The sequence below is a fragment of the Ruegeria sp. BA12 genome, assembly GCF_056539625.1.
In genome coordinates this window covers 1-15,159 of record NZ_JBQFVF010000007.1, presented here as the reverse complement: position 1 = coordinate 15,159, position 15,159 = coordinate 1, and the positions used below count along the sequence as shown (strand labels likewise).

Below are 15,159 nucleotides of genomic sequence, written 5' to 3'. Positions count from 1 at the left end.
GATTAGAATTGTAGTCCAAGGCCAAGACCTACCTGCAGGGCCCTGGTTGAGTCTCCGAACAAATGATCGAGGCTCAGATTGACAAAGCTGCTGTCATCCAGCGCAAACAGCCCCAACCGGGCCGAGACCAAGCCATGCGCGTCGCCGACAAAGCTGGTGTTTGAAAACCCACCGTCAGCGGTGCTCGCTCCGTTGAACCCGGCGGTGACCGATACGGTATCATCCGACGAGACAATGGCACCAACCTGAAAACTTGCGCGGAGCTTCTGCGAGGCACTCAGGGTTTGCTCGGTTCCGATTTCCAGCGAAGGCGTGAACGAATAGATCATCTCGCTATCGTCTTGCAGAACGACCCCCGCCAGGGTTGCATCGCCATTGCTTTCGGTTGCCAGACGTGTGGCATCAACGGCTACCTCAGGGCGCAGATAGGAACTGCCGCCCGCGAACCTGTGGTCATAAGCAAGGCTGAGACGCAGGTTCTGATGGTTCATCTTGTGCTTGATCTCGCTGACACCAACGGTGCTTACGATTTGACCGTTGGGCAACACACCACTGATCCCGCCCGCGCTGAGCGTATCATAGTCTGACCAACCGGCCGACAGCTGGGCTGCAAACTCCCACGCGCCGGTGTATTTGGTCAGCGAGGCACCCAGATTGAACCGATCACCAGTTGCATTGTAATTCGACCCGTTCCGTAGGCTCATCTCGTCATAGCCTACCGCGAACCCGGCGAATAGCTCATCCCCAACCGGCAGACGGACACCAGCCGATAGGTTGGTGTCGTTGATGTCCAACTCTTCGTACATGCCGGTCTGATCGCGGTCATAAAAAGACCGCCCGCCTGAGAACCAGACACAATTGCGCGGGTCATCCCCGAACTGGTAATCGGTAAACCGTTCGCAATTGTGCAGCGTGTCCGCAAATACCCGGGTGCCATAAAGCGCATCCACGGCATCGGCGGCATAGTCGGCAGTCGACAGGCTTTCGATTGCGGCGATGACATCGGCCTCGGACTGCATGTTGCCGATCAAGGCGAACAGTTGGCCTTGGGCAGCCGATCCCTGCCCGTTCAGAACTTGGTTGATGTAATCCCCGATGGCCGCCTGATTGGCGTTCATGCCGGGGGTCGAATAATCCGGCGTGATCACCAGGTCGACCGAACTGCCGTCAGAGGTGGAGCCGTTCAGGCCGATGGAATAATCTAGCACCACAGTGTCCTCGATCAGCGTGCCCGCGTCTGCGGCTGTTCCATCAGGATTGATGATGACAAGCGGCAAGGCCCTTTCCAGCGTATTCAGCAGTGGCACCAGCGTACCGCCCATGGTGGCATTACCGGTGGCATTAACCAGGTCGCTGTTGCCACCCGATGCCCCAGAGGTCAGGAAATACACGTCGAAGGTTGACGTTGCCGTTGCTCCAAAGGCCAGGCTTCCGGTCAGGTTCAATGTCTGGCTGACATTGCCGCTGAAGGTAAAGTCACTGGCCGCAACCGTCGCCGTCAAATCTCCGTCCAGACCCAGATTGGCCCCCAGTACAAAATCACCGTTCACCTGCATGAAGCCGTCAGCACCCAGATTGACGGTATCCAACGCATAGAAGTCCGCGCCGTCTTCGACGGTAAAGCCGTTAGTGCCTGCGCCAAGATCCATGTTGCCAAGGGCCGTACCCGCAAGCGAGATTTGTTCGTTGCCGTCGCCCCCATTCACCAATTGATCGTTGCCGGCGATCAACAGGGTATCTTTAGACAGGGTCAGCACATTGTCGGTGCCGCCGTCCACAACGATTGATGCGACTGACCCCGCCTCACCAGTGCCGCCCATGACGACGCCGTCAAAGCCAAGTGTGATCGCGTCTGCGCCATCGCGCCCCTCGGATTGTGCCAAGACGCCGATGCCGCCCTCGCCCACCGACAGGATGTTACCATCAAGCGTCATGTCGATGGCGCCACCAGAGCCCGCACCACCGGCAGCCCCGCGATAGACCGAGTCCACCATGCCACCGCCGCCGCCAAGCGACTGCGCCACAACACCAATCGCATTTTCGCCCGTCGTGACGATGTTGCCGGATTGCGAGAATCCGATATCGCCGCCATCACCGCCATTTGCAGCAGACAGGTTTACCGTGATCCGGCTGGCCTCCATATCGGTTGAAACGAGACCGCCGCCGCCACCGATACTTTGGATGACGAACCCGTGCGATCCAGTTCCACTGGTAGTCATGTCCCCGATATTTGCAAAGCCGACATCACCACCGTCACCGGTTGAATCGTCTTGCGCGCCCAGCGTTACATCCGCACGCCCAAGACCCGAGATGACAACTTCGCCCCCACCGGCACCGATACTCTGAACGCTTTGGCCAAAGGATCGGTCTCCACTTGTGAACACGTTGCCGTCTAGCAAAAGGTCGATATCGCCGCCATCGTTGTTGAAGCTGGGATCAGAGCCCAGGATCACAGACGCGGCCTTTTCGATCCCGGCTTCGCCATCCGTATTGCTGTTCAGCACAAGCTTACCGCCGCCGCCGCCGATGGATTGCGCCGCTCCGGCGGACGAGAACGCGCCATCGGTGCCAACATCACCAGTCCGGCTTCCGTCCACGTCTCCGCCACCAGCGTCGTCCGTGTCAATCGCACCCAGACGTGCGGTGATGTCGATAGCGTCACCGTCTTGAACATCCACCGTGGTCGCGGATGTACCGCCGCCGCCACCGACACTCTGCAGCATCAGGCCGGTCGAGCGATCGCTTGTGGTGGCAATGTTGCCGTTATGGGCCTGCGTGATCTGGTTGCCCGCCATACCCGACACGTCGTCGCCACCAAGGGCGATATCGCTGCTGACGACCGAGCCGGTCGCGCCAGCGGTCGTGGTGGTGAAATCGACAGAGGCATCAGTATTGCCGCCGCCGCCATTCACCGATTGGACAAAGACCGCTTCGCTGCCCACGCCATTGACCAGAATATCTCCGGTCGAATTGACAGTTACAGTGCCCACCGAACCGGTGGATCCCTCCCGAGCCCCCAGCGCCTGCGAGATTGTGTAATCCAGCACCGAGACCAGCGGGGACGACACCGAATAACCCGCGTTGCCGCCGCCGCCGCCAACGGATTGGGCATAGATGCCAAACCCGTTTTCGGCATTCACAACAATTGTGCCAGTGTGGTTGACCGTGACGTCTCCTCCATCAGAACCCGATCCGCCTGATCCGCCAATGGCGATCTTCGAATAGGATTTGCCCGTCATTGTGTTCTTAAGGTCGTTCACGTCCATCGCAACGGCCAGACCGCCATTGCCGCCGCCGCCACCGACAGATTGTGCAAAGATGCCGTAGGCGCCTGTGCCATCCACTTGAACGTCTCCGGTGTTGGTGACGACCACGTTGCCGGCAACATTGCCGCTGCCGCCCGATCCGCCGATATTCAGCTGCGCGGTCGGAGAGCTGCTGTCCCCGGTCTTTAGCCGCAATGTCCCCGTGATTGAGCTGCCGCCATTGCCACCGCCGCCGCCGACGGATTGGGCAAAGATACCATGCGCACCGGCACCCGTTGTCACGATCGTACCGGCATTGGTCACCGCGACATTGCCGCCCGTGCCACCCGTACCGCCTGATCCGCCCAGACCAAATTGCAGCGCCCGCCGCGTAGTGGCCTCGGCCCCGCCATAGCGCCCGTCAACCGAGATGGTCGAGCCGCCATTACCGCCGCCGCCACCGATGGACTGGGCAAAGATCCCGTGACTTTCCGTACCATCGGTCAGGATCGTGGCATCGGTTTCGTTTACTACGGTTACCGTGCTGCCCGCGCCGCCAGTGCCACCAGTTCCGCCGATCAGAATGGCGTTTGTCGTTGATCCTTCCGAGGATCGGCCCAAGATGATGTTGCGCACCTGTTGCGCGTCGCCTCCGCCACCGCCAACGGATTGCGCATAAATACCGATAGACTTGTCACCTGTTGTTGCGATGACATCGCGGTTAGTGACCGACACTGCCGCAGACATCGCACCGGTGCCGCCATTGCCGCCAATCGAAATTGTCGCTGTGTTGCCGATCTCTTTGCGCAGGTTGATGATGCGGTTTTCCACCAGGCCACCCATGCCGCCTCCGCCGCCGACGGATTGCGCATAGATGCCGTGCGCCATCGTGCCCGCCGTGGTGATCATGCCGTCATTCACAACGGTCACAATGTCCGACGTCATGCCGTCCCCGCCAGTGCCTCCGATGTTGATCGAGGCTGCCGTCCCCACGGTTGATGGGTTAACGAAGGATTTGATCGTATCAAGGTTTCCCTGACCTGCCTGCACCATGCCGCCGGTGCCACCTGCACCGCCGACCGATTGCGCCAGCAACCCGATTGAGCGTTCCCCCAACGTTGCGATCCGTGCGGTACTGGTGACATCGACCGTGCCACCTACGCCGCCAGAGCCACCGGTGCCACCGATGGACAGTGATGCCGAAATGCCGCCGCCGGCCGAGTTGCTGGCCTTGCCGCCATTACCGCCACCGCCGCCCACGGATTGCGCGAAAACCGCATGGGCATCGTCGCCCTGGGTGACCACGATACCCGCGACCACAGAGGTCACGTTACCTGCCGCACCACCAGTGCCGCCCGCCAAACCGACCGACACGCTGGCCTTGTTACCCTTGCTGTCGCCGGTCTTTGGCGTGCCAATGCTGACCGAGGTTGACGAAGAATTGCCGCCGCCGTTGCCAATAGATTGGGCAAAGAACCCGTAAGATCGGTCGCCCGAAGTGCTGATGATACCGTCCGAGCTGGCATAAACATCACCGCCACTGCCGCCGGTACCGCCGGTCCGGCCGATCTGAATGTTGACGTTGCCGCCATCCACCGAGGTCGAGGCCGAGTTATAGCCCGCGTTGCCGCCACCGCCACCAACGGATTGAGCGAACAGCCCATGGGAATCCGCACCGAGCGTTGTGATGTCGCCGGTATTGCGCACGTCGACTGTCCCCCCGGTGCCGCCCTGACCTGTCCCGCCGCCAACGGCCAGGCCAAAACCCTTGTTGGTTTGGTCCGAGGCAAGTTCATAGGCAAAGGCCAGGTTCAGGGCTGCGTTACCGCCGCCGCCGCCAATCGATTGGCCGAATACCCCATGGCTACTGTCTTGTTTCGTGAGAATATCGCCGTAATGGTCAATATCGACCGTCCCACCATCCCCAGCGGTTCCGGCATCACCGCCAATGGCAACCACAGCTGACATGCCGGTTTTGTTGCCAGAAGAATCCGCTGGATTAACTTTGCCTTCAAGCTCATCCAGCACGTTGTTGTAATTGGCAATTACCGAGTCATCCACACCCGTGTTGGTTGGTGTCTTGCGGTCGGTTGAATCGCCCGTGCCGCCGTTGCTCTGACTGCCGTTGGTCTTGCTGATACCCACAACCGCGTTTACCCCGGCGTCACCGCCACCGCCGCCAATGCTGGACGCCTCGATCCCGTGCGCGCCGACACCGTCTGTCGTGATGGTGCCTGCTGCCGCTAGGGCGGTTCCACTCATGACGGTCACGTCCCCAGCGTCACCACCGCCGCCACCAAAGCCGCCGATGCCCATGGCAATGGGTGAACTGTCCTTGGTGCCGACAAAGGTCGCGTTGATCCCGCCAGTACCGCCACCGCCGCCGATGCTTTGGGCAAAGATGCCACGCGCGTGATAGCCATTGGTCGATATATTGCCGGTTTGCGTAACAACGACGTTGCCCGCATCTGCGCCGGTGCCGCCATGACCGCCCAGACCACCAACGATGCTCAGGTCGGTTTTGCCGTCGGAATTGTTGGAATCGCCATAGTTCAGCTGCCCGGTCACATTCAGCGCGCCGTTACCGCCGCCGCCCGCGATGGACTGGGCCAGAACGCCGTGCTTCCAATTGCCCGCAACGGCAACCGATCCGGCATGATCCACGGTCACATCGCCCGAGACATTGCCATTGCCGCCGAAACCACCGACACCAAATGTGACCGAGGGGATCTTGCCATCCTTGCTCAGCGCAATCCCGCCCGACACGTTCAGGCCACCATTGCCACCGCCGCCGCCGATGGATTGCGCCATCAAACCGGCCGAGCCATCGGTATCCGGCTTTTCTTCGTTGAAGACCCCCATGTCGATGAACAGACGCTCCAACCCATAGGTCGAGGCCAGCTCTTCGGTCTGATCCACGATGGTATCGCCCAGGAAATCGCGCAACTTGTCTTCAAAAGTTGTGGTGTCAGGGATCGAAATATCGTCCGGGTCCGTCGTGACCGTGATATCCGCCTGCGACGTGACTGTGACATCGCCCGCCTGGCCACCGTTTCCTGCGAACCCCCCAACACCCACGATCAGCGAGCTGTCGGACACGATCCCGCCCGACACGTTCAAACCGCCATTGCCACCGCCACCGCCAACGGATTGCGCCAGCAGACCGGATTGGCCGGTGCCATGCGCCATGATCGTGCTGCCGGAGCCAATGTTTACGTCTACGTTCCCGGCATTGCCGCCACCCCCGCCAAAGCCGCCGACCCCGACAACGACTGCATAGGATTTGCTGCTATCCGTTTGCCCCGCCCCTGGTTTGCCGCTGATCGCGATTCCGCCAGAGACATTGGTGCCGCCATGACCACCGCCGCCGCCCAGCGATTGCGCGATAATTCCGCTGGCGCCTTTGCTTTCATCGACGGCGAAAGTTCCGTCGGATTGCAGCACCATCGGCACCGCCTGCACGTTGCCGGTGTAATCCAGGTCGACATCACTTGCGTCGCCGCCTGATCCACCAAATCCACCCACGCCCGCTGCAACGGAAAAGATCGTGTCAGACCCCGACGGTTTGGTCAGCGCCAATGAGCCCGAGATATTCACACCGCCGGTACCGCCACCGCCGCCAAGACTTTGGGCGAAGATACCATGCGCCCCGTCGCCTGCGGTCACTACATCGCTTTGAACGTCCAGCGTTACCGTACCGGCATCACCGCCACCGCCACCAAAGCCACCAAGGCCCAATGCGACCGCTGCACCGGATTTGCCCGTCAGGTTCACCGCGCCCGAAACATTCAGACCGCCATTACCGCCGCCTCCGCCGACGGATTGCGCCATCACACCGATGCTGTCGACGCCCGTCGTGACCACCGAAGTTGTGCCACTACTGTCCGTACTGGAACGCAGGGTGCTGATAACGTCGCCAGCATTGCCAGCCCCGCCGCCAAAGCCGCCCACGCCCAGGCTGACCGAACCGCCGTTTTGCTGGGTGATACCCAGCGTGGCCGAGATGTTCGTGCCGCCATTGCCACCACCGCCGCCAAGGCTTTGTGTCAGAATGGCCGTGCTGCGATCGCCAGCAGTCAGAACCCCGCCTGTAACGGTCGATTGAACCAGCGCACCGGCATCCGCGCCGCCACCGCCGAACCCGCCGACGCCAATGCCTACGGCCGCATTGGTCGAGCGGGACAAGGACAAGGCCGCCGAGATGTTGGTGCCGCCGTTACCACCGCCCCCGCCAAGGCTTTGTGTCAGAATACCGACTGAGTCATCGCCAGCCGTGGTGACATTGCCGGTGACTTGCTGAGTGACGTTGTCCGCTGTGCCGCCGTCTCCGCCGAATCCGCCAACGCCGATCCCAAGACCGCCCGAGAAATTGCTGGCCAGAGAAATCGCGCCGGAAATATTCGTGGCCCCATTACCACCGCCACCGCCCAGGCTTTGCGCCATGACGCCAGCCGAGCGCGCGCCCGAGGTGCTGACATTGCCCACAAAGGTGTTGTCGACCACGCCGCTGGTGCCTCCGCTGCCGCCGAAACCACCAACACCGATCCCCGCCGCGCCGGAACCTGTCCGCGCAATGCTAAGCGCGCCCGAGATGTTGACACCGCCATTGCCACCGCCGCCACCGACGGATTGCACCAGAACACCAGTTGCGTTTTCTCCGCCCGTGGTGACATCACCGGTGACCGAGCCGGTGGCTGAACTTGCATTGCCACCATCCCCGCCGGACCCGCCAATGCCAACGCCAACAGCACCACCGCCAGTACCCGAAAGGTTCACGGCGGCCGAGACATTCAGTCCTCCGTTACCGCCGCCGCCTGCTGCGGATTGCACCAGAACGCCGCCCGAATTGTCACCAGCCGTGGTGACGTTTCCAACAACTGTCCCGCTCGCCGTGTTGGCGTTGCCACCATCGCCACCGCTGCCGCCAAGTCCGACCGAGGCACCACCGCTGCCGGTTCCGGCAACCGTGACTGTGGCGGAGACATTCATACCGCCATTGCCACCGCCGCCGCCAAGGCTTTGGACGATGACACCGCCGGACTCGCTCCCTTGGGTCGATACATCGCCGGTTAGCGAGGCTTCGGCGGTGCCGCCGTCACCGCCCGTACCGGACGCGCCGCCGAGACCCATCGAGGCACCGCCCGATCCCGTGCCTGCCGCAGCAACCGCGACCGAGACGTTCAGGCCCCCATTACCGCCGCCGCCGCCGACGGACTGCGCTAGCAATCCTGTCGAAGTGTCACCCAACGTTACCAGATTGCCCGTGACATTTGCCGTGACAGCCGAGGCATCGCCGCCACCCGTCCCGCGGCCACCCAGACCTACAGCCGCCGCGCCGGAGCCTGTACCTGCACCGCCCACGGATGCTGAAACATTGAACCCGCCATTGCCGCCGCCGCCGCCAATGGATTGCGCAACAACTGCGCTGGACTGCGCGCCTTCGGTCTGTACATCGTTAGCGACGGTCAGACCCACGATGCCGCCCGTGCCACCGCTGCCACCCGATCCGCCCAGACCAACGCTGATCGCTCCTGACCCGGTGCCTGCGCCCGCCAAAGCTGGCGATACATTAAAACCACCATTGCCGCCGCCGCCGCCGACAGATTGTGCCAAAATGCCAACCGAGGCCTCGCCCTTGGTGACCACATTTGCCGTTGTGCTGGCGGTAACCTGGCTACCGTCACCCCCACCCGCACCAGAACCGCCCAGCCCAACCGAGACTGAGCCCGCGCCCGTGCCTGCACCCGAAACAGTGGGGGACACATTGAACCCACCATTGCCGCCGCCACCGCCGATGGACTGCGCGACGAATCCGCTTGAGGCAAACCCGTCTGTCAGAATGGTTCCGTTCGAGGTCAAGGTGACGCCGCCGCCCCGCCCGCCGGTATCACCCGACCCGCCAAGCCCGACGCTGACCGCGCCGCTGGCCGTGCCCGCGCCCGACAGGACCGGAGCAACATTGAACCCGCCATTGCCGCCGCCACCGCCAATCGATTGCGCCACAACGCCCGAGGACTGGTCACCGCGTGTTTCCACTGCATTGTTGGATGTGGCGATGACGGTGTTGCCATCTCCGCCACCTGCGCCGTCGCCGCCCAGGCCAACGGATACTCCGCCCCCCGCTGTGCCCGATCCCTGAACCGCCGCACTGACGTTAAAGCCGCCGTTGCCGCCGCCGCCGCCAATCGATTGCGCCAGAAAGGCTGTGGCTGAATCGCCCTGCGTCAGGATCGTTCCGTTTGAGGTCAACGTGACTGCTCCACCATCACCGCCACCATCGCCCGTGCCACCCAGCCCAACGCTAACCGCGCCAGAGCCGACACCCGCGCCCGCGCCAGTACCAGAGATATTGAAGCCCCCATTGCCGCCACCGCCGCCAATGGATTGTGCAACAACGCCAGACGACCGGTCTCCGGCGGTCACAATGGAATTCGTCGTGGTCAGGTTGACCGTTCCACCCACTGCGCCACTGCCGCCATCGCCGCCCAGGCCGACGCTGACAGCGCCGCTGCCAACCCCTGCACCTGCGAGCGAGGCGCTGACGTTGAACCCGCCGTTGCCTCCGCCACCGCCAACGGATTGCGCCAGAACCGCAGTCGAATCCGCGCCGCCTGTGCTGACTGTGCCGGAGACTGTGCCAGTGACCGATTTTCCAATCCCGCCGCCCGAGCCACCGCCGCCAAGGCCAACTGTGACAGCACCGCCACCGGCGCCAGCCCCCGCGATCCCGGCCGTGACGTTGAACCCGCCATTGCCGCCGCCGCCGCCAATGGATTGGAACACAACACCACTTGAATTGTCGGACAGAGTTGTGACGTTCCCAGCAACCTGAACCTCGACCACGCCGCCGTCGCCGCCGGTCGCACCGTTTCCGCCCAGCCCGACGCCAATTGACCCGGCACCAGCACCCGCAGCGGCGACTCCTGCGGTGACGTTAAAGCCACCATTGCCACCGCCACCACCAATGGATTGAACCACTACACCTGTGGACCGCAAGCCTTCGGTTCGAACGTCCCCATTGACGCGAACGCCCGTGACAGTTCCTCCACCGCCACCACTGCCGCCGTCACCGCCAAGGCCCACACCGATGGTTCCGGCACCGGCACCCCCGGCAGCCAGACCCGCCGCGACGCTGAAACCACCATTGCCGCCGCCGCCACCGATGGATTGCACGACTACTGCACCGGAATCGTCTCCGCGTGTGGTGACATTGGCGTCGACAGTGGCCGTTACGTTCCCCCCTGCCCCGCCACCGCCGGATTTACCACCAAGACCAACGCTGACCGACCCCGCCGCAGCGCCGCCGATATCGGCGCTCGCACCGATGGCATAGCCGCCATTGCCGCCACCGCCACCGACGGATTGCGCCACAACGCCGCTGGAAAACGCGCCGCTGGTCTCAATCGACGTGCCGCCTGCAACCAGAGTCACATCACCTCCGGTTCCGGCACCGCCACCATCACCGCCGACGCCGACATTGATGCCAATCGCAGCAACACCACTGGCACTGACCCCGGCGGCGATGCTGCCGCCGCCATTGCCACCGCCGCCGCCGACGGATTGCGCGATGATCGCGCTGGAGTTCGTGCCCGTCGTGGTAACGTCCGCATTGGTATAGACTTGAACGGTCCCACCATTGCCAGCGCTGCCCGCCTGCCCGCCGATCCCGACGGAAACATTGCCGGAAAACAGTGCCGAAGCACCGCCGGTTGCTGCAACCGCCAGACCGCCATTGCCGCCACCGCCACCAACGGATTGGAAAAGCATCCCGGTCGAACGATTTCCTGTGGTGACAACTGTGCCCTCGAACCCTGCGACCGTCGCAACCCCGCTGCCATTGAACTGGCCGACCGTTACGTCTCCGCCTTTGCCACCCGTGCCGCCATCACCGCCGACACCAACTGCCAAAGATCCAGAAACCGGGCCGCCGGACACCGCAACCGAGACAGCATAGCCACCGTTGCCGCCGCCACCGCCAACCGATTGCAGCATGACACCGACGGAATCCTCTCCTCCGGTTTGCACCGAAGCTGAGCCGCTGCCGCTTAGCGTGACGTCGCCACCGTCACCACCATTACCTGCCGATCCGCCGACCGAAACTGATGCCGCACCAAAGGCCCCGACGGCCACCGAAACAGCACCGCCGCCATTACCGCCACCGCCACCTACGGATTGGGCAAACACACCTGCCGAGCGGTCGCCAGAGGTTTGGATCGCCGAAGGCTGGCTACCGTCGATGTTGGACAGGGTCACATCAACGTCTCCGCCGGTGCCACCTGCCCCGCCATCACCACCGATGGCCACGCCGACAAATGCACCAACAGACCCGGACGAGCCACCGTTGCCGCCACCGCCGCCGATGGATTGGGCCAGAACGCCCATCGCGTCGTCTCCGGTCGTGGTAATGATGCCGTCGTTCACGATCGTCACGGTCGAACCGCTGCCACCGCCATTACCATTGCCGCCGACCGAAACCATGCCGCCAGACGATCCGCCGTCCCCGCCGCCACCGCCGATGGATTGCGCGATGATGCCGCGCGCGCCGTCGCCGCCCGTTACGATGCTCCCGTAATTGCTGACGCTGACTGCTGCGCCCGTGCCACCCCGCGACCCGGTGCCACCAATGGCTACCAAACCATAGGAATTCGCGCCCGTGCCACCGCTGCCACCGATGGACTGAGCCATAACCCCGTCAGAGCCTTCGCCTGACGTCAGAATGCTGCCGCTGCCCTGGACTGTGACGGTCACAGTGTCTCCGCTACCGCCGTTTGATCCGACCCCGCCCAGAGACAATGCAACCAGCCCCCCTGCAGTGCCCCCCGAACCGCCACCGCCGCCAATGGATTGGGCGACGATTCCGCGCGCGAAATCCCCTTGCGTCTCAATCGCCCCGCCATGCGAGACCGAAACCGCGCCGCCATTGCCGCCATTATCTGCGCCACCGATCAATGAAACCAGCAAGTTGCCACTGGTACCGGCCGAGCCACCGGACCCGCCGATGGACTGGGCATAAATCCCGTTGGCGTAATCTCCTGTCGTCAAAATGCTGCCGCTTGATGTTGTGTTGACTGTGACCGTACCACCACTGCCACCATAGCCGCCGTCACCTGATGCGCCGACCAACCCCCATTGCGAGCCACCATTGCCACCATTGTTCGATACACTCAGAGCATAGATGCCATCGGCCGAGTCTCCGGTCGTTGAAATCGACCCGCTCTGGTTGACTGTGACATTGCCCCCATCGGCTGAATGCCCACCGGTACCACCGCCCGGTGCCGCGAAACCGCTGCCGCCATTACCCGCTTCACCGCTACGGCTAAATGCAAATATGCCGTCGTTATCGGAGCCTGATGTTTGGATTGTGCTGCTGGAGTTTTGCGTTGCGGTGACTGTGCCACCTTTGCCACCATCACCGCCGTCGCGCCCATCCCAGAAACTCAGATACGAGTCGCCCCCGTTGCCGCCGTCGCCCCCGACGCTGCCGATCTCCCAGCCGACGTTGCTGGTGGCGTTGACATCGCTGGACAGAGATTTTGTCTGCGTTGGGCCATCATCACCATCACCGCCCGATCTTGGCGGAACGACCAAGGCGCCGTCCCGTCCGTTGCTGCCATTCTGTCCGTATACAACTTGATTTACTCCGTTGGGCCCAGAGACATTCACTGGCGGTGTGACGGTACCCGGAGTGTCCGAGCTGTTGAAGTTGCTGTTGTACTGGGACAGCGTCAATTGCGTCGACAGGCTGGATGTACCGGTCGCCCCGGAATTGCTGATCTGCGCCGTTGTTCCGCTAATGGAGACAATATCAAATGCAAGCGGTGGATTGTCCGAATTATAGATTGTGTCGCCCGCACTTTTAACGAGAAAAACATATCCGTCAGCCGTTTCCACAAAAGCGGTTGTACCCGCTGTTGGCGTCGAGGCCGGATCCACAATTAGCGCGCTTACGGTCGTATCCAGACCAGTCACAGGGTTGGTGACTGTGTCGCCAACTTTGGAAGCGGCTGTTGGCGCAGCAAGCAATGGGTTTGAAATCAAAACAAAAAATGAAATCGCGAGCAGCAGATTTGATTTCATTGTCACCCTCGAACCTCGCAACCGACATAGTCAGAACACATGGCAATCGGGTAAAGTCCCGAAAAACAGTTACCTGCAATTCGGCATTTCCCCATCACCATTTCGGGCAGAATACGCGCAAGCTAAAGGAGATTAATTTCCTAAAATTCACCTATTAACAGTTTCGTGAACCGTATTGCCTAAATGCAACATTTTTAATGCGCCAATAGGCTGTCACACGGTTTGAACAGGTAAACCACCTAAGGTGAGACAGCAGCCCTATTAAAACGTGAAATGTGCCAAGGCGACATGACGGGCGCCTTCCGGACGAAGAGTGGATTCGTATAGGGTAAAGCCGGTCACAAGCATCTCTGGCAACGTATTCACCGTCCAATCGTGGGGAATGTGAGCCGCCTGATGACGTTCGTGTTTAAGCCGCGCGATCGTTACATGTGGGCGAAAACGTCGGCGGGGCAACACAATTCCGGCACGCCGTGTTGCGATCTGTATCTTGCGATGCAGCGCAACAAGTGGCGCGCTGTCCTTAACCCCAATTGCCAATGCACGCCCGAAACACTCGATGCCAAAAAACGTGATGTGAAAAGGTGCAGAGGAAAGCGCCAAAAGCTCGTCATGCAAAGCCTCCAATACCTGTTCGGGCTGATCATCCAGAAATGCCAGCGTCAGATGCAGGTTCTCAGGTGGCACCGGCCTGCTCGCGGGTAACGCGCGTTGTAGCGGCGCAAGAGCCACCTTCGCCTCATGGTTGAGTGATATGGCGACGAAGGAACGCAATTGACCCTCTTGCTGTGTCTATTGTTGAACGCACGTAAAGTTAACCGTTCATGCCCGCGATGTCAGGTCTTTGCGCGATCTGCATGAAAGCCCGAAATTGATGAATGACTGGCCCGAGCCGACTTATTCTCGGGCGATCCGGGATAAATAGAACTGGGTAATGGCTTGTGTTCTGTTTTTCACCCCAAGTTTTTCATAGATATTCGACAGGTGAAACTTGATGGTGTTGGTCGAAATCTGCAGCTCTTTTGGCAAATCCTACTGCGACATTCCTTGTGCCAACGCTTCAAGGATGACGCGCTCTTTACGAGACAGGCTTTGAATCGGGTCCTGCTGCATTTTTCGTACGTCGATAAACGGAAATACCATCTTACCTGCCGCCAAATTGGCACAGGTTTCCAGCAGGCCTTCGACCTCGCCGGACCGGGCGGCAAACCCTGCGGCCCTGGCCTGCATCGTCAGACGCGGTCTATCACCCGTCGCATCGCTATAGACCACAAGCCGCGGGGCGTTGGCCTGTTCGCGCAGCACTTCGATCAGTTTGGCTGCCCCCAGCACAGGCAGATTCCAGTCGATCAGGCCGAACTAAACGGGAATCCGCATAACAGTCCCAAGAAACCCTTCTGCCGTGGCAGATGTCGCCACCAGCGAGAATCGGGGGTCGCGTTCGGAAACTTCGGACATGGCGGGCAGGACCAGCGGATTGCTATCCGCCAGCATGACATCAATCGGCACTCCTGAGGCATCAACCATCTATTACTACCTTATTTTTGCTAAATACCACCCGGTTGGGTAGGTAGAAATTTGGTATACTGCGGTATTTTTACCATTATGGGTGGGTTTTGCCCATACCTTTAGCCATCCTAAAGCAGTAGTAAGTTACGTTGTGTCGTAAGACAAGGCCGCGTTTTCTATTCGGCAATGAAACACGACGGGCCGCAGCGCCCGGTCAACAGCCGAGAGTGTCAGACGATGACTTTTCAGATTTATCCCACGCTTGAGATCCCCGAGACACTGGCTGCTGGTCCGGGGCCGGGCAATACCGATGCTCGTGTTTTGCAGG

The 15,159-nt window shown here is 61.3% G+C and carries 2 protein-coding genes and 1 pseudogene; all 3 read right to left on the bottom strand.

What is annotated here, in order from left to right:
* Positions 1-2: 2 nt before the first annotated feature.
* The 3 genes and pseudogenes from ACR0B0_RS13975 to ACR0B0_RS13965 all read right to left on the bottom strand — a co-directional run bounded on the left by ACR0B0_RS13975 (position 3) and on the right by ACR0B0_RS13965 (position 14,816).
* The gene (locus ACR0B0_RS13975; protein WP_480648275.1) at positions 3-13,322 is read right to left on the bottom strand and encodes a hypothetical protein; all 13,320 of its coding nucleotides are present in this window, start codon (positions 13,320-13,322) and stop codon (positions 3-5) included.
* A gap of 261 nt (positions 13,323-13,583) precedes the next feature.
* Positions 13,584-14,096 (bottom strand): RNA 2',3'-cyclic phosphodiesterase, encoded by a 513-nt coding sequence (thpR, locus tag ACR0B0_RS13970; RefSeq protein ID WP_480648273.1) that lies wholly within the window; start codon positions 14,094-14,096, stop codon positions 13,584-13,586.
* A 123-nt stretch (positions 14,097-14,219) separates the two neighbouring features.
* A pseudogene (locus tag ACR0B0_RS13965) lies at positions 14,220-14,816 on the bottom strand (LuxR C-terminal-related transcriptional regulator).
* Between the last annotated feature and the right edge of the window lie 343 nt (positions 14,817-15,159).